General features: G+C 54.8%; 27 protein-coding genes. 17 read left to right on the top strand and 10 right to left on the bottom strand.

Features of this window, described 5'->3' with window-relative positions:
- The first annotated feature begins 420 nt into the window (after positions 1-420).
- From IPM58_05030 to IPM58_05020, 3 genes are read left to right on the top strand one after another with little or no spacing between them, the layout of a single operon-like run.
- Entirely contained in the window at positions 421-933 is a 513-nt protein-coding gene (locus tag IPM58_05030; GenBank protein MBK9306456.1) for a hemerythrin domain-containing protein, read from the top strand.
- 45 nt (positions 934-978) lie between these two features.
- Positions 979-2,583, top strand: coding sequence for a peptide chain release factor 3 (locus IPM58_05025; protein MBK9306455.1), 1,605 nt, complete (start codon positions 979-981; stop codon positions 2,581-2,583).
- Between the two features lie 19 nt (positions 2,584-2,602).
- Positions 2,603-2,839, top strand: coding sequence for a DUF202 domain-containing protein (locus IPM58_05020; protein MBK9306454.1), 237 nt, complete (start codon positions 2,603-2,605; stop codon positions 2,837-2,839).
- Positions 2,840-2,887: 48 nt separating this feature from the next.
- On the opposite strand, the gene IPM58_05015 is transcribed toward IPM58_05020, so the two are convergent.
- From IPM58_05015 to IPM58_04995, 5 genes are all read right to left on the bottom strand, one after another.
- Entirely contained in the window at positions 2,888-3,484 is a 597-nt protein-coding gene (locus IPM58_05015; GenBank protein MBK9306453.1) for a VOC family protein, read from the bottom strand.
- A 13-nt stretch (positions 3,485-3,497) separates the two neighbouring features.
- Positions 3,498-5,027 (bottom strand): aldehyde dehydrogenase family protein, encoded by a 1,530-nt coding sequence (locus IPM58_05010; GenBank protein MBK9306452.1) that lies wholly within the window; start codon positions 5,025-5,027, stop codon positions 3,498-3,500.
- A complete protein-coding gene (locus IPM58_05005) occupies positions 5,024-6,112 on the bottom strand; it encodes a saccharopine dehydrogenase NADP-binding domain-containing protein (GenBank protein ID MBK9306451.1) in 1,089 nt (362 codons plus the stop codon). Before IPM58_05005 ends, IPM58_05010 begins: the two co-directional genes overlap by 4 nt.
- A 76-nt stretch (positions 6,113-6,188) precedes the next feature.
- The gene (locus tag IPM58_05000) at positions 6,189-6,509 is read right to left on the bottom strand and encodes a hypothetical protein (protein ID MBK9306450.1); all 321 of its coding nucleotides are present in this window, start codon (positions 6,507-6,509) and stop codon (positions 6,189-6,191) included.
- 10 nt (positions 6,510-6,519) lie between these two features.
- Complete coding sequence (locus IPM58_04995) at positions 6,520-7,497, bottom strand: AraC family transcriptional regulator (GenBank protein ID MBK9306449.1); 978 nt, start codon at positions 7,495-7,497, stop codon at positions 6,520-6,522.
- A gap of 184 nt (positions 7,498-7,681) precedes the next feature.
- Here IPM58_04995 and IPM58_04990 point away from each other — a divergent pair, with 184 nt between their 5' ends.
- Positions 7,682-8,503: a class I SAM-dependent methyltransferase gene (locus IPM58_04990; protein MBK9306448.1), complete on the top strand. Its 822-nt coding sequence runs from the start codon at positions 7,682-7,684 to the stop codon at positions 8,501-8,503.
- A 50-nt stretch (positions 8,504-8,553) separates the two neighbouring features.
- A complete protein-coding gene (locus IPM58_04985) occupies positions 8,554-9,735 on the top strand; it encodes a YncE family protein (protein MBK9306447.1) in 1,182 nt (393 codons plus the stop codon).
- 226 nt (positions 9,736-9,961) lie between these two features.
- Here IPM58_04985 and IPM58_04980 read toward each other — a convergent pair whose 3' ends face one another.
- Complete coding sequence (locus IPM58_04980; GenBank protein MBK9306446.1) at positions 9,962-10,294, bottom strand: HNH nuclease family protein; 333 nt, start codon at positions 10,292-10,294, stop codon at positions 9,962-9,964.
- 278 nt (positions 10,295-10,572) lie between these two features.
- On the opposite strand from IPM58_04980, the gene IPM58_04975 reads away from it, so the two are divergent.
- From IPM58_04975 to IPM58_04940, 8 genes are all read left to right on the top strand, one after another.
- Positions 10,573-11,205 (top strand): inorganic pyrophosphatase, encoded by a 633-nt coding sequence (locus IPM58_04975; GenBank protein MBK9306445.1) that lies wholly within the window; start codon positions 10,573-10,575, stop codon positions 11,203-11,205.
- 63 nt (positions 11,206-11,268) lie between these two features.
- Positions 11,269-12,108, top strand: a complete 840-nt coding sequence (locus tag IPM58_04970; GenBank protein ID MBK9306444.1) for an aldo/keto reductase — start codon at positions 11,269-11,271, stop codon at positions 12,106-12,108.
- 5 nt (positions 12,109-12,113) lie between these two features.
- Positions 12,114-12,548, top strand: a complete 435-nt coding sequence (locus IPM58_04965) for a DUF488 domain-containing protein (GenBank protein ID MBK9306443.1) — start codon at positions 12,114-12,116, stop codon at positions 12,546-12,548.
- A gap of 350 nt (positions 12,549-12,898) precedes the next feature.
- The gene (locus IPM58_04960; GenBank protein ID MBK9306442.1) at positions 12,899-13,051 is read left to right on the top strand and encodes a hypothetical protein; all 153 of its coding nucleotides are present in this window, start codon (positions 12,899-12,901) and stop codon (positions 13,049-13,051) included.
- Positions 13,052-13,122: 71 nt separating this feature from the next.
- A complete protein-coding gene (locus tag IPM58_04955; protein ID MBK9306441.1) occupies positions 13,123-13,701 on the top strand; it encodes a DNA-3-methyladenine glycosylase I in 579 nt (192 codons plus the stop codon).
- Positions 13,702-13,802: 101 nt separating this feature from the next.
- Complete coding sequence (locus IPM58_04950; protein MBK9306440.1) at positions 13,803-14,246, top strand: VOC family protein; 444 nt, start codon at positions 13,803-13,805, stop codon at positions 14,244-14,246.
- Positions 14,221-14,553, top strand: coding sequence for a hypothetical protein (locus IPM58_04945; GenBank protein MBK9306439.1), 333 nt, complete (start codon positions 14,221-14,223; stop codon positions 14,551-14,553). The genes IPM58_04950 and IPM58_04945 overlap by 26 nt, the downstream gene beginning before the upstream one ends.
- A complete protein-coding gene (locus IPM58_04940; protein ID MBK9306438.1) occupies positions 14,480-14,920 on the top strand; it encodes a sigma-70 family RNA polymerase sigma factor in 441 nt (146 codons plus the stop codon). The genes IPM58_04945 and IPM58_04940 overlap by 74 nt, the downstream gene beginning before the upstream one ends.
- 58 nt (positions 14,921-14,978) lie before the next feature.
- Here IPM58_04940 and IPM58_04935 read toward each other — a convergent pair whose 3' ends face one another.
- On the bottom strand, positions 14,979-16,613 hold the full coding sequence (locus IPM58_04935) for a peroxidase (GenBank protein ID MBK9306437.1): 1,635 nt from the start codon (positions 16,611-16,613) through the stop codon (positions 14,979-14,981).
- Positions 16,614-16,913: 300 nt separating this feature from the next.
- Between IPM58_04935 and IPM58_04930 the strand changes: the two genes are divergently transcribed.
- On the top strand, positions 16,914-18,137 hold the full coding sequence (locus IPM58_04930; protein ID MBK9306436.1) for a TIGR03862 family flavoprotein: 1,224 nt from the start codon (positions 16,914-16,916) through the stop codon (positions 18,135-18,137).
- Between the two features lie 51 nt (positions 18,138-18,188).
- On the opposite strand, the gene IPM58_04925 is transcribed toward IPM58_04930, so the two are convergent.
- On the bottom strand, positions 18,189-18,980 hold the full coding sequence (locus IPM58_04925) for a hypothetical protein (GenBank protein MBK9306435.1): 792 nt from the start codon (positions 18,978-18,980) through the stop codon (positions 18,189-18,191).
- 204 nt (positions 18,981-19,184) lie between these two features.
- Between IPM58_04925 and IPM58_04920 the strand changes: the two genes are divergently transcribed.
- Positions 19,185-19,778 carry a hypothetical protein gene (locus IPM58_04920; protein MBK9306434.1) on the top strand — a complete coding sequence of 198 codons (594 nt, stop codon included), beginning with the start codon at positions 19,185-19,187 and terminating at the stop codon, positions 19,776-19,778.
- A gap of 24 nt (positions 19,779-19,802) precedes the next feature.
- Here IPM58_04920 and IPM58_04915 read toward each other — a convergent pair whose 3' ends face one another.
- Positions 19,803-20,765: an acetyl-CoA carboxylase carboxyltransferase subunit alpha gene (locus tag IPM58_04915; GenBank protein MBK9306433.1), complete on the bottom strand. Its 963-nt coding sequence runs from the start codon at positions 20,763-20,765 to the stop codon at positions 19,803-19,805.
- 70 nt (positions 20,766-20,835) lie between these two features.
- Positions 20,836-24,300: a DNA polymerase III subunit alpha gene (locus IPM58_04910; GenBank protein MBK9306432.1), complete on the bottom strand. Its 3,465-nt coding sequence runs from the start codon at positions 24,298-24,300 to the stop codon at positions 20,836-20,838.
- Between the two features lie 213 nt (positions 24,301-24,513).
- Between IPM58_04910 and IPM58_04905 the strand changes: the two genes are divergently transcribed.
- Entirely contained in the window at positions 24,514-24,960 is a 447-nt protein-coding gene (locus tag IPM58_04905; protein MBK9306431.1) for a hypothetical protein, read from the top strand.
- 9 nt (positions 24,961-24,969) lie between these two features.
- A complete protein-coding gene (locus IPM58_04900) occupies positions 24,970-25,650 on the top strand; it encodes a CTP synthase (protein ID MBK9306430.1) in 681 nt (226 codons plus the stop codon).
- Positions 25,651-25,718: the final 68 nt, after the last annotated feature.

Here is a 25,718-nt window from a genome sequence, read left to right as displayed (position 1 = left end):
GGGATGTGGGTAGGCCTATGGAATCGAATCAGATTCTGCTCGCACTCATCGGGGCAGGGGCGTCATTTGTGACATTCTGCCTCATGCGGTTTCCTCACACACGGCGACCACCCTTTCAGAGATATGGACCATTCTCCCTCAGCGCCTCATTCTTTGGAGCGCTCGCGATCTTCTGCATCTCCGCCGTGGCAGTCTACGCACAAGCTGTCTGGAACTAACTGCCTCATCGTTCATGGCTTCGGATCGTTCAAATGGTTGCCTTCGCCACGATGACGCTGGCGTACCGCCATGTGAACGTCGCCGGTCGCACATGCCTCGCACTGAGAGTAGAATGTGTGCCATCTAAGCCTGTATTCTTGGTGTCAGCATTCGGAGTTGAATGGCAGTTGAACCTTTTCGAATTGTATGCCAACCCACTCGATGTCTTCACGAAGATATCACACCGATGGCCTGGTGACTCAGTTTCTGACAGAGGACCATCGTCGGTTAGAAACTCTCCTCCGCTCCGCTCTTCATTCAGGCGGTCCAGTTGATCAACCGACGTATGATCAGTTCCGATCTGGGTTGCTTCGCCATATCGGGATGGAGGAAAAGATCCTGTTGCCGACCGCGCGACGTCTCAGAGGCGGGGAACCGCTCGCACTGGCCGCCAGGCTCCGCCTCGATCACGGCGCCATCGCGGCCTTACTCATGCCGACTCCTACAGGCGATCTGGTTGCCACGCTCCAGAAGATCTTAGCGAAGCACAACCTCATTGAGGAGGGACACGAGGGTTTGTATGAGACCTGCGACGCATTAGCGGGTACTGAGAGCGAGCTGCTGCCAGACCTATCTGTTCTGCCGTGTGCCGATAGACCCGCTGTTCTGGATGCCGTCCGCCGCGCATTAGAGCGGGCCGGCTACGGAGATCTCGGAGACTCATCTTTCCTGTGAAGTTCCTCTTCTGACAACACGAATGTGATATGCTGCCGACCCACTATGACAACTGATACCTCATTTGTGAGTGAATTAGCTGCGGCCGTTGCGCGAAGGAGGACGTTTGCCATCATCAGTCACCCCGATGCCGGCAAGACGACCTTGACCGAAAAATTGCTCTTGTACTCCGGGCTCATCCGAACAGCCGGGATGGTACGGGGCCGCAAAGGGGGGAAGGCCACGGCATCCGATTGGATGGGAATGGAACAGGAGCGTGGAATCTCCATCACAGCCTCCGCGATGCAGTTTCCCTATAAAGGAGCGGTCATTAATTTGCTTGATACCCCTGGCCACCAGGACTTTTCTGAAGATACCTATCGCACGCTGACGGCGGCGGATAGTGCCATCATGGTCATTGATGCGGCCAAGGGTGTTGAAACACAGACCCGAAAGCTGTTCGCGGTGTGCCGCATGCGGCGGATTCCTGTGCTGACTTTGATCAATAAGATGGACTTGCCTGGACGTCCGCCTCTCGATTTGATGACGGAGGTCGAGCAGGCCTTGAACATTCATGCCAGCGCCATCAACTGGCCCATCGGGTCCGGGAGTGATTTCGTGGGTATTGTGACTCGTGCCGATAACCAGGTGCAGCTCTTCAGCAGAACCATGCATGGCGGGGCGACGAAGGTTGAGACAAATCGAGTGGCCTTGGCCGAACTCGGCGCGACCGGCCGAGTTTCACACGAGACGATGGAAGAGGTTTTCCACGATTTGGAGTTGTTGGAGATCGCTGGAAATACCTTCACACGCAAGCAGTTTCTTCAGGGTGAGGTCACTCCTGTCTTTTTTGCGTCGGCCCTGACGAATTTCGGGGTGGAAAACTTTCTTGATGCGTTCGTGGAGTTGGCGCCGAGTCCCGGTGCACGACCGGCGGATGGCGATGATGGGGCTGAGCGATCCGTCGATCCCATCGACATGCCGTTCAGTGCCTATGTCTTCAAACTCCAAGCCAACATGAACCCAAAGCATCGCGACAGCACGGCATTTCTTCGGATCTGTTCCGGCCGTTTTGAACGGGATATGGTCGTCAAACATCACCGGTTGGATCGCGAGATTCGATTGGCGAGGCCGCATAGTCTGGTGGCGCAGGAGCGGAGCACGGTCGAAGAGGCCTATCCGGGTGATATTGTCGGCATTATCAACCCCGGCGTGTTTGCCATCGGCGATACGGTTTCGGTGGCAGGCGGATTCAATTTTAAGCCGCTGCCGCAGTTCCAGCCAGAAATCTTTGCGCGTCTGAGGCCGACCGATGTCGGGAAACGCAAGTCCTTCGACAAAGGACTCACTCAGATGGCGCAGGAGGGTACCGTCCAGATCATGCGAAGTCTCAACGATCAGGAGGTCTTGATTGCCGCAGTTGGTCGTCTTCAGTTTGAGGTGCTACAGTATCGACTCCGCGAAGAGTACCGTGTGGAGACGATCTTGGATGCCCTGCCGTTTGCCTGCAGCGCATGGCTGGAAGGAGATCCTTCAACGTTCAAGTCACCGTCCGCCTCGATGATCGTCAAAGACCAGCGCGATCGGGTCGTCGTGCTCTTCGGTGATCAGTTGATGAAGACGATCGCGCGGGATCGGAATCCGGATCATGTGTTGCGGGACATGGGCTAGTGGCTTCGCTTGAGAAACGGTGGATACACGGATTCGAGATCAACTAGCCCACCCGCGAACTGAATTGGCCGATAAGCGCACCCTGCCGGCTTATATCAGAACTGCGTTAGGTTTTGTGATCGTCGGCGTCCTCGCTGTGTGGTGGATGGATTATCCCTACCTTCAGGCGTTGGGTGGGCTGTCGCTCGTGGTGGGAGTGGGGTGCGTGGGGATCGGTATACAACGGTTCATGGCGGCGCGACGCTTTATCGCTTGAGAGTTCGACGTGCCGGAGGAAAGTCGATAGATCGACACAGCCCGTTGTCTAGCGGCCGAGGGAAGATTTCATGAGGCTGTCGGCTTGAGGCGGCAGGAATCCGAGGTAGCCTCGGTGCCGCTCCGCCAACTCCAATACGGTGAAGGGTTGGCCGTCGATCATTTCCGGTGAAGAAAAGATCTGCCGGAGATGGCCGCCTCGCTCTCCCACGATGTTGCCGGCAAACACGACGCCGTTCTGTTTCAAGCGGGCGACGGCCTGCTCAATATCCTCGACGCGCACGGCGACGTGGTGGAAGACCTTGTCGCCGAATTTATTGACCCAGCCGGGAATAATGCTGGTCTTGCCCCGCTCATCCGGGTAGGCCTGGTCGACGAAGAGGGCCGGATAGCCAGACTTGCGGTACACCTTCGCATACCAATCGTCGTACTGCAGGGTTTCATCATAGACATACCCCAGCTTGACGAAGGGTTCGGCCCCACGATCGATATCAAGCGTCCGGATGGTGACATGGTCGATGACCGGGGTGAAGCCCACGCCGGTTTCGTCGAGCGTCGCCTTCAGAACACCGGCGGCACGGTTGCGCTCAACGTAATCGGTTACCATTCGTTCCATGAGATCATCGAGTGCAAGGGCTTGATCCATGGCTGTCCCTCGTTTATGGGCCAAACTTAATACCTTGTGCCAGCGGCAACTCTGTTCCCCAATTGACCGTATTGGTTTGGCGGCGCATGTATGCCTTCCAGGAATCTGATCCTGCTTCGCGCCCTCCGCCGGTGTCCTTTTCTCCGCCGAACGCACCGCCGATTTCAGCCCCGGACGTGCCAATGTTGAGATTGGCGATCCCGCAATCGCTTCCAGCCGCCGACAGAAACTGCTCTCCATGCCGAATATCATTAGAAAACATGGCCGAGGAGAGCCCTTGTGGAACGTTGTTCTGCAACGCGATTGCCTCGTCAATAGATTGGAACGGCATGACATACAGGATCGGCGCAAAGGTTTCACGCTGTACGATCGGCCAGTCATGCTTGGCTCGGACGATCGTCGGCTCGACAAAATATCCAGGGCGAGTCAGGACGCGTCCTCCGTACAGAATCTCGCCACCTTCTGTTTTGATCTCATCGAGGGCGGTGCGATAGTTCTCCACAGCGACCTGGTCGATGAGTGGTCCCATCAGCACTTCTTTCTCCAATGGATTACCGATCTGGACTTGTGCATAGGCTTTCACCAGCATGGCGACGAGTTCCTCATATCGTGACTCGTGGATAAACACGCGCCGAGTGGTGGTACAGCGCTGGCCGGCGGTCCCGACAGAGCCGAAGACGATGGCGCGTACCGCCATGTCGAGGTCGGCGGTCTGGTCGACGATCACGGCGTTGTTGCCGCTGAGTTCCAGAAGCGTCCGTCCCAATCGCTGGCCGACGAGCGCGGCCACTCGTCGTCCTACCGGAACTGATCCGGTGAATGAAATGAGAGGCAATCGTTCATCCTGTACCATCTGCTCTGCGAGGGGCGGTTGATCGGCGATGAATAAGGAAAAAACCCCAGAATACCCTTGCTGCTGCATCACGCGGTTACAAATCTGTTGCACGGCGACGGCACAGAGCGGGGCCTTCGGCGATGGTTTCCAGATGACAGTATCCCCGGCAATGGCGGCGATGAAGGCATTCCATGCCCACACTGCGACGGGAAAGTTGAAGGCTGTGATGACGCCGACTGGCCCCAGTGGGTGCCATTGTTCGCTCATCCGGTGAGCAGGCCGTTCTGATTGCATCGTGACGCCGTAGAGCATCCGTGACTGGCCGACGGCAAAATCGGCCATGTCGATCATCTCTTGTACTTCGCCGTCTCCTTCCGCTTTGATCTTACCGACTTCCAGGGAGACGAGCGTGCCCAGCTGATCCTTTTTCTCTCGAAGCGCTTGGCCAATGAGTCGAACGAGGTCGCCGCGTTTGGGTGCAGGGACCAGACGCCAAGTACGAAATGCCTCAATGGATTCTTTCATGATCCGCTGATAATCCTCTGCTGAGCAAGGGTAGACTCCCGCGATTTGCTCCCCGGTGGCAGGGTTGATCGATGAGATGAGCGACCCATCATTGCGCCCGGACCACCAGTGATGACCGGTACTTCCTCCTGAATTCACGGCTTGGATTCCCAGGTCTCTTAAGGCGATGTGATTGGTGCTCATCGGAAACAGGCTCCTAATTCGTTGTCCACAAATGTCTGTAGCGAGATGGATTCCTGCGTGACAAATCCATGGTACTGCGCAGGGTCGTTCAAGACAAGATCCATGACACAGCACGCGCTGGAAGCGGTTGTCACTTGAATCGCCGACCACAGTGTACCCTTGATGCATTGTGGGTAAATCTTTTTCGCGTAATTCTCCTCGAACAGACCTCCGTCCTTTGTTCCTGTCACCGACGCATAGATCAACACAACGTCTTGCAGGGTTTGAGGGATTGCACGTTCCAGTACTCGTTTGAGTGTCTCGCGGTCTTCGTTGAGCTTGAGGTCTTTCATCAACAAATGAATTTTCTCACAGTGGCCAGGGTAGCGGAGCGTTTTGTAATTCATCGTGCTGACTCTTCCTGCATAACTGTCGGCCAAGGTGCCCAACCCTCCTGACGTATTGAACGCCTCGTACAGCAGACCATCGAGCTCGATGGTCTCGTATCCTTCGAGCGGCTGCAGAGGGACTTTCTCTCCCTCTTCAATCCCATAGCAGACATTGCCGTATTCGTTGATTAGTCCGTCTGTGGACCAGGTGAGCGAATACTTCAACGCGTTGCTGGGATGCACCGGCAAGGCACCGACCCGCATCTTGACCATGTCCAATGTTTTAAAATGAGTCATGAGATCGTGCGCGACGATACTAATAAAGCCTGGTGCGAGTCCGCATTGAGGTACGAAGGCCTGGTTGGCTCCGGTACTGAGCACTTTGATCTGGTTCGTGACCTCCACATCTTCAGTGAGGTCGAAGTAGTGAAGATTATGGGTTAAGGCGAGACCGGCAACTGTGGGGTTGCAGAAATAGGGAAGGCTCGAAAGAATCGCATCGAAGTGATGGGTGGAAAGATAGGTGCTGACGGCGTCGGGATGCCGCACATCGAGCAAACAGGGAGTCACCCGATCCAGCTCGAGACGTTCGACCAACTGCTTGGACGCATCGAACGTCATGTCGCCCAAATGAACCTCATACCGGTTGGTTTGATTCAGCAGGCAGGCAATGAGTGAGCCGATCTTTCCGGCTCCAAGGATGAGCACACGATTCATGATGATGCATTATACCCTGTCATTCGAGGAGGAGCACTTGGTTTGGGAAATGTTGCGGACCGAGACGTGTCGCCGATTAGTTTTGTTCGAGCGAGTCGATGAGGTATTGAGGAGCGCTCGCCGATTCTGTCGTGCTTTGAGTATAGCGACAAGGAGGGATATCCGCTCGCAGTCTTCGCATTAGCGTTGTCATTTTCATCGTGCCGGGTACTTCACAAATCCAGACGTGCATGCCGGATTCGAGTTCATCGAAATGACGTTGCACGCGAAAGCTCGGCTGTTCCATGAAGTAGGCGGAGAGAAAACCATTCACTGCCGTGACGACCCAGGGATGTTCCTTGATGTATCGATAGCTGAGTCGGAGCTCGGTGATCGTGATGTCTTGTCCGGTTTCCATTCTCACTTTATCAATTCTTACGTTGAGAGGATCTTGTTTGTGTGCGGAACCTCGCCGGAGGGACCCCGAACTCCCGTTTAAAGGCGCGATTGAAGGAGGGTTCCGATTCATAGCCCACCTCGCCTGCCACTTCGGCCACGCTCTTGGACGTCGACGCCAACACTTGAGCGGCAAGCTGCAACCGCCAGCGAGTCAGGTACCCCATCGGCGTGTCTGACAGATAATGTCGAAATCGGTCTGCCAACACTGAACGTGAGAGGCCGACGGCTTCGGCCAGCGAGGCAATTGTCCAGGAGTGAGACGGCTGCTTATGCAAGAGAGCGAGTGCCTTGCCCACCTTTGGATCGCGTACACCGGCGAGCCAGCCGGTCTGAGATTCGGGTAGCTGTGCAGTATATCGTCGTAATGCTTCTACAAACAGCAATTCGGATAGTTTCGCGATGACTGCAGTGCTGCCTGGAGCAGAGGCTTCCGTGTGATCGACGGAAAAACGAAAGGTATCCTCGAGCCACTTCCCAGATGGGCTATCGCGAATATGGACCTTGACGATCGGTGGTAAACCGTCCAAGAAAACTTGGCTCAGTTGTGGATCGCAGGTGAGGTACCCACAGACCAGTTTTGTGGTTTCTCCACCACCGCCCGATTGAGTCAGTATACCGCCTTCAGTGAAGAGCTGCTTCAGGTGTGGTGCGTTGTCGATAGGGGTGACGGGAGGACCGTTGCCCATGAGGTGCGCATTCCCATGTGGAAGGATGACGATATCGCCGGCTTCCAAGGGCACAGCGCGGCCTCCTTCCTCATCACGACAGTAGCACTGTCCTTCGGTTACCAGGTGGAAGATGAAGACATGTTTGGGACCAGGGGGAAAATAAGACGCCATCGTGCCTGAATCGGGTTCACGCGAACACCATGGAGCCGAGAATTCACCGTTGAAGAAGACCCCTCCATCAAGCCTTACCGCCTTCAGGACTTCAGATAGCACATCCATCGCTGAACCTCTGAGACGAAGCCTCTCGGCTAAACAGGTCGGACGCCGGGATAAACGACACGGAGCTTAGCACTCCCTCTGATAAAAGAGCTAGACGCGCGGCTAAGACGGCAGAAGACCTTTCTCGTATAGTCACCAGCAGAAAAGATCACGGCCTCATGAACATATGACAAAAGGGGAGGACATCATGACGAGCACAACGATGGGAGAAATGGACGGTCTCAAGGCTCGGCTCAAATCGATTTGGACAGCTGGCGACTACGATCGATTTTCGCGGTACATGGAAGGCGGCGCGCGAGAATTTTACGAGCGACTCAACATCGCGCCGGATAGCCAATTGTTGGACGTCGCCTGTGGGGCCGGTCAGCTGGCACTGATGGCGGCAAAAGACGGCATCGGGGCGACCGGTGTGGATATCGCCGGCAACTTGGTGGAGCGAGCACGGGTACGGGCGCAAGCAGAAGCCTTGACCGTCCGGTTTCATGAGGCTGATGCCGAAGCACTTCCATTCGACGATGCCAGTTTCGACGTGGTCGTCAGTCTGATCGGCGCAATGTTCGCTCCGCGGCCTGAACTGGTTGCCCAAGAATTGCTTCGTGTCTGCGAGCCGGGAGGCACCATCGCTATGGCCAATTGGACGCCGCAGGGATTCGTCGGGCAGATGTTCAAGACGGTGTCAAAGTTCATTGCGCCGTCCGGCATGCCGTCGCCGGTCTTGTGGGGTAATGAGCCGACGGTTCGTGAGCGGCTTGGCCATGGACTTTCACAGCTCAGTCTCACGAAGCGGCAGTACCTCTTTAGCTATCCTTTTCCACCGGTGGAGGTCGTAGAGTTTTTTTGTCGGTATTACGGGCCGACCAACCGAGCGTTCGCATCGCTTGATGTCGATGGGCAAGCGCAGATGCGGCAAGAGCTCGAAACCCTCTGGTCGGCGCACAATCGCGCTGAAGCAAATTGCACCACGGTCTTTGCGGAGTATCTAGAAGTCATCGGTATTCGGGCATAAACGTAGTCCTCAAATACTATACAATGCTCACACATCACAGGGAGATTGCCATGAAACCATTACGGTTCCTCACGTTGACTCTAGGACTGCTGCTTACAGGGACGACTTCAGCATCGGCTGAAATCCTTGCTCTGATTAACTATGAAAGCAAGGCGAACCAACCGGTAAGACGAGAAGGGATCGCGATCATGGATATCGATCCGGAGTCTGTGGATTTCGGCAAGGTCCTGATGGAGATTCCGCTTCCCTCTGATCTCGTGGCTCACCACATCTTCTTCAACCGGGATCGTACCAAAGCCTACGTGACGGCCTTGGGGAAAAGCATCTTGCACGTCGTGGACCTCACGAAGTTTCCCTATCGGCTACGCGCCATTGACGTCCCTGATTGTCAGGTCGGTGAAGATCTGGTCGTATCCGAAGATAACCGGAGCTGGTATCTCACCTGTATGGGTTCGTCCACGGTGATAGTGGGGGACGCCGTCCAGGACAGACCGGTCAAAACGATCAGCGCCCCAGCCCCCGCCGAAGCGTTTATTGCCTATCCTCACGGCATCGCGATTCACAACGGCATTGATCGGGTGCTCGTCACCAGTACGGTCAAGCCCGACATGTCTGAGCAGGGCAACACCGTAACGGTCCTGGAGGCGAGTACGGGGAAGGTACTCTCGACGCATCAAATAGGGTCGAAGCCGGCTCCGGCCAAATCGGCACCGGTCGAAATCATGTTCAGCCCCAATGCCGATCCTCCGGTCGTGCACATCACTAATATGATGGAGAATACGCTGTGGGCCGGAGTGTGGGATCCCAGGCGCAAGGCGTTTTCCTTCCATCAGATCGATGATTTTGAGCCGCGAGAACAGGGGATGCCGTTGGAAATGCTCTATAACGCGAAGGGAGACCGCCTGTTCGTCACGACAGCCAAACCAGGGTTTGTCAATCTGTACGACAACAGTGATCCGCGCCACCCGAAGTTTCTCAAGACCATTGCGGCTGCGGCCGGGGCGCATCATAGCGTGCTGTCACCAGATGAGCGCTATCTCTTTGTCCAGAATAGCCTCCTGAATTTGGAAGGGCTGAGCGATGGATCAATTACCGTGATCGATCTGAAACAGGAGAACGTTTTAGGGAGTATTGATACCCTGAAAGAGCAAGGGTTCAACCCTAACTGCATTATGTTGCTGCCGAATCATTTTCAACCTGGCGGCTTGCGAGCGAACATGATCGGCGAATGAGTCGGGGGTGGATCAAGCAGAGGTCGAGCGGAGGGAACCATCGAACCAGTTCCGGCATGGCGATACCGGTTCTGGCTCAGATCCGCTTGTCAGAAAGAGAACCACTTGCCTATGAGCGACGATGAGGCATGACCCAGTACACCACATGCGAGAAGATGAGGTCGGAGAGCGTGCGGTCTGCTCAGGTCGTCGGATGATGAGACCTAGCCATCAAGCCAGGTCTTGATCAGGCTGCCGTATTGCGTTTGAGCAGGTCGGCAAGCTGGGCGAAGGGTGTGAAGGGGCGCTCCGGTTCACGGCTCGACGGCGAGTCGTTCGGTTGGCCACCTACCTGATCGCGCTGATGCTCGTTGTCGTGACAGTAGAGACAGAGCAATTCCCAGTTGCTGCCGTCCAGGGGATTATTGTCATGGTTGTGGTCTTTGTGATGGATCGTGAGGAGGCTGAGCTTTTTGCCGTCGAATTCACGACCGCAATGGGCACAGACCCAAGGGAATAGCCTCAATGCACGTTGGCGATAGGATGGCTTGTGGCTGGGCGGTACCATACGAGCCTCCATGAAAAAAGCGACTCGTCACAGACACAGTATACCTCATATCCTACCTCGGCAATGCCTCACACGAACCGTGTAAACATTCTCGTCACAGTGTGATAATAAGCCATTGCCCATCTCGATCCCATGGGGGATACTACCGCCTGTTTGAAAGTCGTCGTCGGTCGCAGCTTGGTCGGCAGTCGTAGAGAGGAGCTCTATAAGTGAAGAAGAAGCGAGAGGATCCAGACAAGACGGTTGAGCGACACGGCGGAAGTGATCCCTTCCAGCATCTGCTCGGACTGATGTTCAAGGCCCACCCATGGCACGGTGTGTCCATCGGTGAGGAAGCCCCGGACGTGGTCACAGCCTACATCGAAATCGTTCCAACCGATACGGTGAAATACGAAGTTGATAAGCGCAGCGGCTTTCTGAAGGTAGATCGGCCACAGCGGTTCTCCAACTACTGTCCCGTCTATTACGGCCTCATTCCGCAGACGTATTCCGGAGAGCGAGTGGCCGACATCTTTGCCAAACGGGCTCGTCGCAAAGGTATGGTCGGGGACGGCGATCCGCTCGATATCTGCGTCTTGTCGGAGAAGAGCATCCCTCATAGCGACATACTCCTGACAGCACTGCCTATCGGCGGATTCAGTCTAGCTGACGGTGGTGAGGCTGATGACAAGATCATTGCTGTAATGCGAGACGACGCGGTCTATGGAAACTTCACGGATATTTCACAATGTCCGATTACTCTTCTGGATCGCCTCCGACATTATTTCCTCACCTATAAGAGTGCGCCGGGGGCGACTCATCACAAGGTGCAAATCACCAGCGTATACGGAAGAGAGGAGACACTGAAAGTCATCCGTGCCGGTCACGCCGACTATCGCGCGAAGTATCCAGAGCTGAGTTCCTTATGGCCGAAGGATCTGTAGCGTGCCACCGTTGAGAGTGCCGAGGCCATCTGTGTGGGATGAGTCTATCAAGGAGATGCGTCAATGCCGTTGACTACATACAATCACGTTTCAATTCCCTCCTTCATGTACGGCACTGCCTGGAAGAAGGAGACGACAACGGGACTCGTGCTGCAAGCGGTAGGAGCAGGTTTTAGGGCCATCGATACCGCTAACCAGCTTGTCCATTACGATGAGGCACGAGTGGGGGATGCCCTCTTGCGATTGTCTGAACAAGGCATCGCCCGTGACAAGCTGTTTTTGCAGACCAAGTTCACTCCCATCAACGGGCAGGATCATCGTCTCCCGTACGACGCGCAGGCGAGCATCACTGCACAAGTCCAACAATCGTTCGCTAGTTCCCTTGCGCATCTCCATACCGATTATCTCGACTCGTATGTGTTGCATGGACCCTATTCACGACGCGGGTTAGGGGCGGAGGATTGGGAGGTGTGGGCGGCGATCGAGTCTCTTTACGACGCGAGCAAGACGAAGATGATCGGGATCAGCAATGTCTCAGCGGAGCAGCTCACCCTGCTCTGCGCGAAAGCCAAGCACAAGCCGATGGTGGTGCAGAACCGTTGCTATGCGGCGTTCGGCTGGGATAAAGAAGTGCGTGAAGTATGCCAAGATAACCAAATAATGTATCAAGGATTTTCACTGTTGACCGCCAATCGGGAAGTGTTTGGTGATCAGGCCATTCGCACCATGGCCGCCAAGTATCAGACTGGCCTGGCTCAGATCGTGTTTCGCTTTTTGCAGCAGGTCGGCATGCTGCCTCTGACCGGTACGACGAATCCTCAACACATGAAGGAAGATCTCGAGTGCGAGCAGTTCAACTTGTTGCCGGAAGAAATTGCTCAGATTGAAACCATCGGTCTCTAGCACCTATGGGTAAGATTCTGGTCAAACGAGTTTACGAACCAGTGACGAAGTCCGATGGCGTTCGGGTACTGGTCGATCGACTCTGGCCGCGGGGACTGTCTAAGTCTGACGCAAAGCTCGATCTCTGGCTGCCGGATCTCGGTCCCTCAACAGCCCTTCGGAAATGGTTCAACCACGATCCTACACGTTGGGTGGAGTTTCTCCGCCGCTATCATGCCGAGCTGAAGGAGAAGATCCCATTTATCGCGACGATCAAGAAACAAGCAAAGACTCGTGCAGTGACGCTCCTCTATTCTGCCAAAGATACGCAATATAACCAGGCCGTTGCGCTCCGGAGTTTTCTTCTGAGGCGAACGTACTCACGTGCATCGGAGGTGCAAAAGAAGATATCCGCGGCAATGGGGACGGGGAGAAAGAAGATGCAGGCGGGCCTATCGTGAGACCTGTCGTCTAATGAGAACGCACCGGGTGCGGCATCGCTGCTGTGGCAGCCATGGCCGGCGTGTCCTATCGGCAAGCTCAGCATGACCGATCAGCGGGGAAAAAGACATTTGCCGATGTGATGTGTTGCGATCGGTCACGTGAAGACCTGGACCTGCAGCCGTGCTGTTCGTCGTCGGTCTAAATCCGGTTTCTATCCTAAACCATTGCTTGAAGTGTCATGTACAAAGAAGAGGGAGGTGACGGGCAACACCTCCCTCGCTTCTTCGATCACTGTGTGCGATGAACGTGGATTATCGGCGTACAGAGGAGGCTTGCCTCAGAAGGCGGTGCCGGGTAATGTGTCTCGATGGACGACACGGTTTTGATCGTGCTCATCGGTGTCGGTGGGGTGGTGCTCTGGTTGGTGATTCACCAATGGTATCGTCGCTGGAAGGCCGGTAAGTTGGCCGACAAGCTGTTGAGTGACGTGGTGAAGGGCAAAGACGCGTTCCGGCGGTAGAGGGAGGAAAGACGTGTGGGAGCTCGAGAAGGCCACCTCTCGAGTAGATCGGTCTGTCACGAGGCTGGGGGATGGCTATCGAAAAGAAACCGGAGACGCGTTGCCCATGGGCTGGAGAGCAGCCGCATATGATTCGCTATCACGACAGGGAGTGGGGCAAACCGGTACGTCACGATCGTCGCCTTTTTGAAATGCTCCTGCTTGAGGGCGCACAGGCTGGTCTGAGCTGGGACACAATCTTAAAGCGACGTGAGAACTACCGAAAAGCCTTCGCTGAATTTGATCCTGCGAGAGTGGCGAAGTTCACCGTCAGCCACAAAAAACGGTTATTACACGATCCTGGTATCATCCGAAATCGATTGAAGGTTGATGCGACGGTGACGAACGCACAGGCGTTTCTGGCTGTGCAGAAAGAATTCGGCACGTTCGACCGGTATGTCTGGCAATTTGTCGGCGGGACGCCAAGGTTAAATAACCCCCTGACGATGGCGGATGTTCCGGCCACAAGCCCGGAGAGCGACGCGCTCTCAAAGGACCTCAAGAAACGAGGTTTCCGCTTTGTCGGAAGCACTATCATCTATGCCTTCATGCAGGCGGTGGGGATGGTGGACGACCATCTCAACGGTTGCTTCGCCAAGACTCGAGTGTGAGCCAGGCTCTCTGCCTTGCAGGGTTGCGTCCTTTTTGAAGCGCCTCCGTCTATAGAGATGAGCGCAGAATCATCTGCAGCTTGCAAACAAGGAGGTGCTCTATGCGTCCCCATATTTCGCTGGATGTTCGTGATGTCGCCAAGTCGGTGGCGTTCTATGAAAAAGTGTTTGGCGTGCCGCCACAAAAACAGGTGGCCGACTATGCCAAGTTCGATCTGAAGGCCCCAGCGCTGAACTTTTCGCTGGTGTCTTCCAGTGGTGAAATAAGTGCCGTTGATCACTTGGGCATCGAGGTTGAGACGATTCAGGAAATTGCCGACTGGAAAGGTCGGTTGCAACATGAAGGGATACTTGAGAGAGTCGAAGACAACGTCGCGTGTTGTTTTGCCAGACAGGATAAACTCTGGTTTACCGATCCGGACGGTAATGCCTGGGAGATCTTTACCGTCCATGAGCAGATGGAAGTCACTGGAGGACTCAGTCAAACAGGCTGCTGCGTGCCGAAGAAGGCCGGCTCCCATGAGCCAGCTGCTTGCGGAGCTTGAACCGATGCAGTACCGTATTGGATACGATGAGGGAGAGGCCATCATGACGAAGACGACGGAAGAACTCTGGCGCCAGGTACATGATGGCCTCCGGGTCTTCATCGCCAAGCGGGTGAACGATGATGGTCATGTTGACGACATTCTGCAGGACGTCTTTGTACGTGTCCATCGGCAGATGGACACGGTGAACGATCCTCGCCGAATCGTCTACTGGATCTATCAGGTCACGCGCAATGCGATCATTAGATCATTACCGAAAGCCTGGAAGACAACGGGAGATCCCTGCTGGATTGAGTTCAGAACTTGAAGTCTTCAATGAAGTATCAAAGAACTCAGAGGCTGTTCGTCGAGATGAGGGTAGGGAGTCACGATCGGAACTTGCTGGGTGCATTCGTCCCATGATTGAGCGGCTCTCACCAGACTATCGAAACGCCATCACACTCGTCGAGATCGATGGGCTGACGCAACAGGCTGCTGCTAAACAGATGGGTGTTTCGTTATCCGGCATGAAATCTCGTGTCCAGCGAGGGCGCAAGCAACTTAAACAGATGTTTGAAGACTGTTATGTGATTGAGTTCGACCGGAGGCGTGGGGTCGCCGATTACCATTCACGCAGCACGAGGGAGAGTTTCTGTGCCAAAGATGGGCGGTGCGGTGAGACAAGTGAGTCTTGAGGACGGCTGGACTGGATGCCCTCTACGACAGAGGGCATCCAGTATGCTGCAAGACCAATTACTCCACCGGATGAACGACTCCGGCGAACCTCAGGAGATCGGCGATCTCAAAGTCTCCGGATTTCGCAGACGGTAGAGTCGGTTTCCAGTTTCTGTTTGTAGACAGGTAGGAGTCTCGATCGGCTTTCAGAAGTCCAATAAAGACTTCGCCGACAATTCGACTTCCTACTGGTCCCAAGCGCAAACCCTGTTCAAGGACTTCGGCCTCTTTCAGGATATAGAGCCAGAGTGGGGTGTTGTTCGCCATGTTGAAGTCCGCAAATTCTGAGAGTTGCTCTGGAGTCAGAACCCGAACTCCCATCACACGTGCAATGGCTTGTCCTGAAGGGATCCCAAAGTTCACGTGACGCATGAGATTTCGGGATGCCAGGGACTGGGGTCCATCGGTGGGGAGACCCGCAGCTGGTCCTTTTTGTCCAGGCAGGAGAAACAGAGGAGTCGAGATCTTGCCGTCGATCCGCTTGTTGGGACGGAAGTTCGCACTGTCCAGCTTGAAGAAGGTCTGCCAATCGACGAATCGACGAGCCGCCCTCTTGCCGCCACGCATGTCGTTGGGGTCGGGATTGTTGGGATCTGCTGAGTCATCGAAGATGAAGGCAAAGAACTCGCTGCCGGGCGCTGCTCCGAAGTTCATTCGATAACTGGGCCGGACCTGGGAGTGCCCGAACCGGTAAGCGGCGACGGCGAATTCTACTGGGATCAATGGGTCTTGGCGGCGCGAACGAAACTCTCGGTCTCGTGAACGGTCGCCCAGATTATAGAATCGGGGACCTCGACGCATGATCTCGTTCACTCGATTTTGTCCGATCGTAAGCGGCAAGAATTCATTCACGATGATCCATTGATAGTGCCAGCGGACCTCGCGCTGAGCTTCAGTAAAGATCTGCTTGGCTGAGAGATTGGCCTTGGTCGGATCCGCTCGCAAATGGTCGACGACCGCATTGTGAAACATCAGCATCGCCAGATGGAATTGACTGATGATGATATTTTCATCATTCCGGCCGTCTCCGATGATGGCGTTGTTGTTCCCATCACGCGGAAGATCAAAGCGAACTTTGCCTCCTCGGGATACGGTCTCCGACCCAGGAATTTCCTCCACCTTGAATTTAATGTCACCGGAACTGCTATCGTAGAGTTCCGGTGATTTATCGGGACCCTCGCCATAGAGGCTATCCAAGTCTAACTCGGCACTCCGAAAATTGGTGGTTCGCCTCGGGTCGGTGGGTTCGTTGATCGGAGCTTTCAACGCAAGGGTCATATCATGATCGAGGAACTGCCCGAAGAAGGTCATCCCCGCGGTCATGTTTGGATTGTCGGGATTGTTCGGACTGTGGACGGCGGGGTTGAGGATCGACTGGATCGGATCCGTGAGAAGATCTTGCGCGTCGCACACGCCACCTGGGACACCCACTTTTTGTGCCAGTTCTCTTGCCTCATTCGTCGGAGGTGCGTACGGTAACAAGCCTGGGAACATTCGGCTAAACGAATCGTCAGGATTTTGAGGACGTGTGGGTTTTGTTACGCGTAAGTTGTTTCTTTTTCCTAAATCCTCAGCAGCGAACACGTCTTGAACATTGCTGGACAGTAGCCCAACAATACCAAGGACGGCATAACAGGTCGCTCGAATGCGCATCATGATCCTCCTCTAGATCCAGTCTGCGCCATAGAATGGCCAGAAGGACTTGTGAATAACCTTATGAAACAGCAGCCACTGTGCTCAATAATTGCCTGTGAGCAAGAAGCAGACCATGTGAGAGTAGTTCTAAGCACGCCAAAAATTTACTGTAGTACCGCTTTCATTCATCAACCGACCGTATTATGTGTAGTCATGATCCTACGCCTATGAGTCCATGTAGTCGGCGCATCGACCTCATAATGTCCGTATATTTATCATGATTACTTGTATTTCTTATAACGAACTATTAGGAGGTAGATGGTAACGGTGGCAATTGTTGGTGGTGGTCCCACTGGATTGATGGCCGCAGAGGCGGCTGTCGTTGGCGGTGTGGAAGTGGCGCTCTATGACGCCATGCCCTCAGTCGGAAGAAAGTTTCTCCTTGCAGGGAAAGGCGGCTTGAATCTGACCCATTCAGAACCAATGGAGCAGCTCCTCTCACGGTATGGCACTCGACGCCCTGACATCGAACCTGCGATCCAATCGTTTCCTCCTGAAGCTATCCGGGCGTGGGCGCACAGCCTCAACATTGAGACATTTGTCGGTAGTTCCGGACGAGTCTTTCCAACGGATCTCAAAGCAGCACCGCTTCTGCGCGCTTGGCTGCGACGATTACGAACGGATGGTGTGCAGTTCCATGTCAGGCATCGCTGGGTTGGGTGGGATCAAGATGGGCGGCTTCTCTTCACGACTCCAGGAGGGCTGGTTCATGTGGGCGCTCATGCTGTAGTGCTTGCGTTGGGCGGCGGCAGTTGGCCACAGTTGGGATCTGATGCAGACTGGGTTCGGATTCTTAATGAACGATCCGTATCCATTGCCCCACTGAAGCCGGCCAATTGTGGGTTCGATGTGCGGTGGAGCGAGTACTTCCGCACGACATTTTCGGGACATCCTGTGAAAACGGTGCAACTCACGACGAAGGCTCTCGATGGAACTGTCGTTCGTCAGATGGGCGAGTTTGTGATTACGGCGAACGGAGTGGAGGGGGGCGTCATCTATATGCTCTCAGCCTCTCTGCGTGATGCGATTGCAGCGGAAGGGGCAGCCACATTGTGGATAGACCTTGCTCCGGATCGATCATTGAAGCGACTTTCGCAAGACCTTTCAAGGCCGCGCGGCAAGCGGACTCTTGCAACGCATCTCAAACGGTGCGCTGGAATCGCGGGAGTTAAAGCAGGTCTTCTACGCGAGGCGGTACCCAAAGAAGTCTTTTTCGATCCGGTTCGCTTGGCTACCATACTCAAAGCTCTGCCGGTGACTCTCAGGAGTCCTCGTCCACTTGAAGAAGCAATCAGCACGGCCGGCGGCGTCTCCTTCGAAGGTGTGAACACACGATTGATGCTGCGTTCGCGTCCAGGCGTATTCTGCGCCGGAGAAATGCTGGATTGGGAGGCGCCGACCGGTGGGTATCTCCTCACGGGCTGTTTGGCAACCGGACGTCTTGCCGGAACGGCAGCCGCTGAGTGGGGCATGCGCAAGTAGCTTTGTCACACCGCAAGAAGTGGTCGTGATAAGAGGCGCGAAGGCAGTGCACTAACTGATCAACCAATTCCAGAACGCGAGGAGCCAGCCGGCAATCATGTCGAACCAGGATTCCTCTGCCTCAGGTGGTTCGACAATCACTGGTGCAGGGGATGGAGATGATACGGATGACGTGACAGGCGTCAGATCAGGTGTCGCCGAAGCAGCTTGTGCGACTTGCGGCGGCGTACGACTTTCATCACTCATGAGAGACGAGGGCTGCTCCTCTTCAACTTCAACCGGCGGTGGTTCTGGGATAGCTGAGGCCGCAGGTTCTTCGGTCGCCGTCGAGGCCGTGATGGGGAGTTGCTCTGAGTGTGCAGCGACCAGCACCGGCGTGTGAGCTTGAGTTTGAGCCTGAACCAGCCTCATTTCCTGTTTATACTGATCCGCCATGGTTCGCAACGAGGCATTGGCCTGTCGGAGATCTGCAATCTTGCGCGCGAGGTGCCAACTCTGATCCAACAAACTGGCTACCTGAGTCTTGAGAGACGAATGCCGTTCCTCAGCTTCCTCTCGTATGATCGGCAACAGTTCTTGTTCACGCTGGATAGTGGCAAGGAGCTCATCGATGGTGATGTTCTTGCGTCGATTGGTCGCCTGCAACACGGCGATTTCTTGATCCAGCCCTCTCACGTCTTCCCGCACCGTCTCCAACGCTTGGGTCTGTTCCTGCATCTCCGCTTTGAGCTGTTCGTAGGCACGTTGACTGACACAGCCGATGTCCATGGAGAGCGCCGCGGCGAGGAGACAGAGCGCAACCTGTTTGACAACGGCTGACGCAGACCTTGTCGGATTTATCATGGGTAGAGCCTCATGCGTTGACCGGCCTCTGATCTGTGTGTTTAGGGTGGTCGTCGATCCGGTGATCAGCCACACGTGAACTCCCAACTATCACCGATCTTTAGAGTTAGTTCCTGTAGGATGTACACAGATCTGAAGATCCAGTCAACCCTCAGTCATGGATGTTTGGACAACTCCGTTCTGTTTGCGTAGGATAGGTGCATCATGTTGGGTGATGGCGATACGTCCATTCGGCTCCCGCCGGAATGTGAACATGCCTTATTGGAGCAATTCGTCAAGGCCGAAGCGATGGCACTGCGGACGGTGCGGTCGGCCCAGCGGCAAGACGTTCCTCCTAACGTGTACGCCTTTCTTCGAAAACATGAGGAAGACGAGCAGCAACATCTCGCACAGTTTAAAGCGATGGTCGGTTGTCAGCCGCTCGACCGGGAACGCCTTCCATCCGTTCCACGTCAATGGCCGGTTCTGGCCGTTCAGATCTATGGCTATGAATCCCTAGGGCTAGAATTTGCGAGATTGCTCCGTACACTCAGACCTGATCTGGCCTCAATTTTCGACGATGAAGTCGTGCATGTCGCATTTTTTGAGCGAGAGATTCGACGAATGCTCGATCGTGATGTGGCTGAACAGGCCAGACGATCAGCTGTCGCGTGGCGGCGAAAACTACCGACAACGGTGAACCGATATCTGGCGGCAACGGTATTTGATCCGTATCGTCCGGCACTGGTTGAACACATTCTTGCGGTGATCGAACGGCGATTCACCGAGGTCGGACTTCTTCGAATCCAAACGGAATAAGAGGGGTGCTGGGATCAGACCTGATTAGGGGAGCAGACCGTTCACGGCCCCCATCTTGCGGTATTTCTGGTCTCGTTGCGTAAGGAGTTGCTCAGCCGGTATATCGAGCAGCTCAAACAGTTGGTTGGTGAGTGCTTTGCCGACTTGATCATACATGGCTCTCGGTTCGCGATGTGCGCCACCCAGCGGTTCAGGGACAATTTGATCGATGATGCCGAGTTTAGCCAGGTCGTCAGCCGTCATCTTGAGCGCAGATGCCGCATCGGGTATCTTTTCCGGGTTGTCCCACAGAATAGCGGCACAGCCCTCCGGAGAAATGACGGAATAGACGGAATGTTCCAACATAAGGACACGGTCGGCCACACCGAGCGCTAAAGCGCCGCCGCTTCCTCCTTCACCAATAACCACGGAAATAATGGGAACCGTCAATCGCGACATGACGAACAAGTTGCGGGCGATGGCTTCAGCTTGTCCTCGTTCTTCGGCACCGATCCCGGGATAGGCTCCGGGAGTATCGATAAACGTCAGGATCGGGCGGTTAAACTTTTCCGCCATTTTCATGAGCCGGAGAGCTTTTCGATAGCCCTCAGGATTGGGCATGCCGAAGTTTCGCTGCATGCGTTCCTTCAGCGTCTTGCCTTTCTGATGGCCGATGATCATCACGGGACGATCGTTGAATCGAGCGAATCCTCCCACAATGGCTCGGTCGTCGCCGAACACACGGTCCCCATGGAACTCGAGAAAATCTCTGGTGAGTTCACTGATATAGTCCAAGGTGCTGGGGCGTTGAGAATGCCGCGCGAGCTGAGTGCGCTGCCAGGGCGTGAGGGTCTGATAGAGATCATGTTCGACTTGAGCAAGCTTCGCACGAAGCTTCCGAATGTCGTTCTGAGAAGACGCCTTACCGCTTGTGGCTGCGGCGGAGAGTTTCTCGATTTTCTCTTCGATCTCTCGGATCGGCTTTTCAAACTCGAGGTAGTCTCGCATGGACGTTTACTAATCCAACCCAGGCACACATGAGGGAGATGGTGTGTAGAGCTCCCCCTGAAAGGACTCTTTAAGATAGCAAAGAAAGGGCCCCTTTGCCTAGCACTTCTTCAACATCCGATATGAAGTGGTCGCTTGGACAGATCGTAAGGTTCGGGAGAGGAGCGGTCTCCGCTTCCAAGGTGCCGTCCGTTCGAAACGACATGGAAACGGTGGTGCTACCAGGGTGCCGCCTGAGCACCTCCAGCAAGCGAGGGAGCTGGTCCTGCACCTCGGGACGATCAGTGAGGCGGATTCGAATGCGTTTGATCGCCTGAGCCTGCACCTCGGCCAACGGTTCGATCTTGCTGCTTCGGATTTTCGTGCCTTTATCGCCACGATCGATCGTCCCGGTGATCCTCACGATCCGTTCCGGTGTGATCAACTCTCCGGCTGTCTTAAACAGATCGGGAAAGACGATGACCTCGGCCGTCCCATGCAAGTCTTCCACGGTCAGGTAGGCCATACGATCACCCTTTTTCGTGAGCATCGATTTGATGGTGGCGATAATGCCGCAGAGTTTCACCTCACCGTTGTCGGTGCAATCTTTCAAACCTATCGTCGAAGTCGTGGAGAGGGCACCGAGGATGGCTTCGTACCGTGCGAGGGGATGAGCGGAAATATAAAAGCCAGTTAATTCACGTTCATACTTGAGTCGCTGAGCCTGGTCCCATTCAGCAATCGAGGGTAGTGTGGGTGCGGGGAGAGCCACCGCAGCATGGTCTCCATGAAGTTCCTCACCAAAGATACTGGTCTGTCCGACCTCTCGTTCACGCTGGGCTGCCGCGCCCTCTTCCACGGCCTGGTCGAGTATGGCCATGAGTTGCGAACGTTTTACTTCCGTTGAATCGAACGCGCCGGCCTTGATCAACCCTTCCAGCATTCGTTTGTTGACTTTATGTAAGTCCACCCGCCGGCAAAAGTCGAAGAACGACCCAAAGGGGCCGGTACGAGATCGCACGTCAAGCACCGATTCAACAGCCCCCTCACCGACGTTTTTGATGGCTGCCAAGCCAAAGCGGATGGCTCCGTCCGCCACGGCAAAGTGCTTTTGACTCGCGTTCACATCAGGACCCAGGACCTTGATGCCGAGATCTCGACACTCAGTGAAATACCCGACCAGCTTGTCCTGGTTGCCCATGTCGGTGGTCATGAGCGCCGCCATGAATTCCGTCGGATAGTGGGCCTTTAAGAAGCCTGTCTGGTAACACACCACGGCATAAGCGGCCGCGTGCGACTTATTGAAGCCATATCCGGCGAACTTCTGGATGAGCTCGTAGAGCTTTTGCGCCTTGTTCTCAGGAATCTTGTTCTGCTTCGCCCCGTCGATAAACTTGACCCGCAACTTTTCCATTTCTTCCGGCTTTTTCTTCCCCATCGCCCGGCGAAGAATGTCGGCTTGTCCCAAGGAGAAGCCGGCGACCTTATTGGCGATCGCCATGACCTGTTCCTGGTACACGATCACGCCGTAGGTGTCTTTCAGAATAGGTTCCAGTTCCGGTGCCTCATACGTGATCGGGACCTTCCCCTGTTTACGCTTGATGAAATCGGGGATCAGGTCCATCGGCCCAGGTCGATACAGTGCGATGATCGCGATGATGTCTTCGAATCGATCCGGCTTGAGTCCTGTGAGGAGATCTCGCATGCCCGAACTTTCCAATTGGAAGAGCCCGGTTGTTTTACCAGAGCTCAACAGGGCGAACGTGGCTGGGTCGTCGAAGGGCACCTGGTCGATCACGAGAGGGGCGGCCTCGGGATGGGTCTCGTTGATCAGTGTTTCGGCTCGCCTGATCATCGTCAGCGTCTTGAGGCCAAGGAAATCAAATTTCACCAAGCCAATTTTCTCAACATCTCCCATCGAATACTGCGTCACGATTTCGTCGTTCGCGCCTTTGTAGAGCGGGACATGGTCGGTGAGCGGACCTTCGGAGATCACGACGCCGGCGGCATGGGTGGAGGCGTGGCGCGCAAGACCCTCGAGCGATCGCGCATTGGCCATCAGCTCTTTGATCTTCGGATCGGTTTCGACCAACTCGCGTAGGCGAGGCTCGGTGTCCAGGGCTTGCTGCAAGGTGATGTTCAATTGATTGGGGACGAGCTTCGCGACTTTGTCGGCGTCCGCGTACGACAGTTCCAAGACTCGTCCGACATCACGGATGGCGGCTTTTGCACCGAGCGTCCCGAAGGTAATGATCTGGGCTACATGGTCGGTGCCGTATTTATCGACGACATAGTTGATCACCTCACCTCGCCGATCCATGCAAAAATCCATGTCGATATCCGGGAGGGAGACCCGTTCAGGGTTCAAGAAACGCTCGAACAAGAGCGTGTATACCAATGGATCAAGGTCTGTAATGCGCAAGGCATAGGCGACCAGACTACCTGCGGCAGAACCGCGACCTGGTCCAACAGGAATCGTGCGAGATCGAGCGAAACGGATGATGTCCCACACGATGAGAAAGTATCCGGCAAATCCCATCGAGCAGATCACCATGAGCTCTTCTCTGAGTCGCTGCTCATAGACGGGTGAAGCGATTCGACTGGGGCGTTCCTTTAATCGTTCCTTGAGACCGGCGACGGCGAGATGCTCCAGATAGGATTCACGATCTCTGAACCCTTCCGGCACACGGTACTGTGGGAGATGTGTCTTGTTCAAGGGGAGATCGAGGTCGCAATGGTCGGCAATCCGGCACGTGTTCATCACGGCATCGGGAAACTCGGCAAATGCCGGGGCGATCTCCTCCGTTGATTTGACATAGAGCTGATCCGTGTCGAATTTCATTCGGTTGGGATCGCTCAACGTTTTCCCGGTCTGGAGGCACAACATCAACTCATGCGGTCGTGCGTCGTCCTTGTTGAGGTAATGGCAATCGTTGGTCCCGGCCATGGGAATCCCAAGCTTCTTATGGATTTCCACGAGGCCAGTGTTTGCCACGCGCTGATGATCGAGGCCGTTTGCCTGAACTTCAAGATAGAAATGATCCGTCCCAAAGATTTCTTGAAACTCACCAGCGACCGCCATGGCGCCTGCCATATCGTTTTGGCCGATGAGGTAGGGAATTTCACCACTTAAGCAACCGGACAGGGCGATAATCCCTTCGTGGTGGAGCCTTAAGAGTTCTTTATCAATTCGAGGCTTATAATAGAATCCTTCAAGATATCCTTTACTGACCAGTTTAATGAGATTTTGATAACCGGTGAGATTTCTTGCGAGTAAAATCAGATGGTAATAATCGTTATGCGCGAGCCCGCTATCTTTCTTGGCATGTCGACTTTCAAGGGCCATGTAGGCTTCGCATCCGATGATCGGCTTGACGCCCACGTCCTTCGCTTTGCGATAAAACTCAACCGCGCCGAACATGTTGCCATGGTCGGTCATGGCCACGGCAGGCTGGTTAAAGGACTTGATCTGGCGAACGAGCGGTTCGATCTGATTCGCACCGTCGAGGAGACTGAACTGAGTGTGGAGATGAAGATGCACGAATGACGAAGCCATGGCGGAAGATTCTATGGAGATGGGGAGGGGAAGTCAAACAGTGGAACCGGTGGGTGAGCGAGCGATGTACAGACTTATGCGGGCCTTCATACGCCTTCTGTCCACTGACTATTACTCCAGCACGGCGACCTCATTAACACACTCACACCATCTGGCTAGTCTGAGTTCCTGCACAGTGTAAAATAGTCGTGCTGATTAAGGAAGTTGACGTTCATGATCCGAACAGACAGCCACCCCTCCAAGTTCCAAAACACCATGTACAAACGGGAATTAGTGGTCAAAACAGCGCTGGATGTTGTCGTCAGTCATTGGCAGCTCATCATCCTACTGGGTATCTGCCTTAATGTGGCAGGGTGCTATGAACGAATTGTGGAACCAGCCGACGTGTTCGGCGACATCACACGAGGAGAAACCTACAGCCCGGCGTCGACTATGATCGATGACTGGTATGCGGTAGAAGCGATTGACCTTGAGACCTTTGCGATCAATGAACGGAAATCGTCACAATACAACACGATCTTATCTGATCGGCGGCGAGACGCGGGAGGGGCGAACGACCTTCCGGATAGCAATCCATGCGGACGAAGCCTAGATAGAAATCCCACTCCCAATGGTAGGCATAGGGAAGGTATGATGCAGGGCAGTCAGCTCATTAGGTAATGCTCGTAGATGAAGCTCGCCATCGTTGCCGAGTACGACCCGTCCTTTGAACCGCACGTGCAAACCGATGCGGCGATCGCCCACTCTGCGTCCGCGCTGGGACTCGACGTGCAATCCGAGTGGATCTCAACGGCTGATGCCGACATCACCACTCTGTCGGAATTTGATGGGATTTGGTTTGGGCCCGGGAGTCCCTATCGAAATCTTAACCGCACGCTTGACGCCATACAGTTTGCTCGGGAGCGGGATGTGCCGACGCTAGGGACATGTGGCGGGTATCAGCATATGGTCATAGAATTCGCGCGCAACGTCTTAGGGATTCGTGATGCCCAGCACGAGGAATATGATCCGTCTGCCTCTTGCCTGATCGTGTCGCGACTGGCTTGTTCTCTTGTGGGTCACGAGATGGGGATCTTGCTCGCCCCTGGCTCAAGAACGGCGGCGGCCTATGCGGCCGCCCTGATTATTGAACGCTACTACTGTAATTTCGGCGTCAATCCTGACTATGTCGATCAGATCGCTCTTGCTGGTTTTGACGTGGTCGGGATGGATGCTGAAGGTGAGTGTCGCGTGATGGAACTCTCGCACCATCGTTTCTTCGTTGGGACGCTGTTTATTCCACAAGCGAAATCGCGCCCCGATCACCCACATCCGTTGCTCAATGCATTCCTTCTTGCAGCTGAGCGTTAAGAGAACGCTGGGGTGGACGGGTGGTTGGTGAAATGTAGGCAGGGGAGAGAAGGTGCGACTTCAACATC

Origin of the sequence: Nitrospira sp., assembly GCA_016715825.1 — a bacterium.
Taxonomy (GTDB): domain Bacteria; phylum Nitrospirota; class Nitrospiria; order Nitrospirales; family Nitrospiraceae; genus Nitrospira_D.
This window is presented reverse-complemented; position numbering and strand designations above follow the sequence as displayed.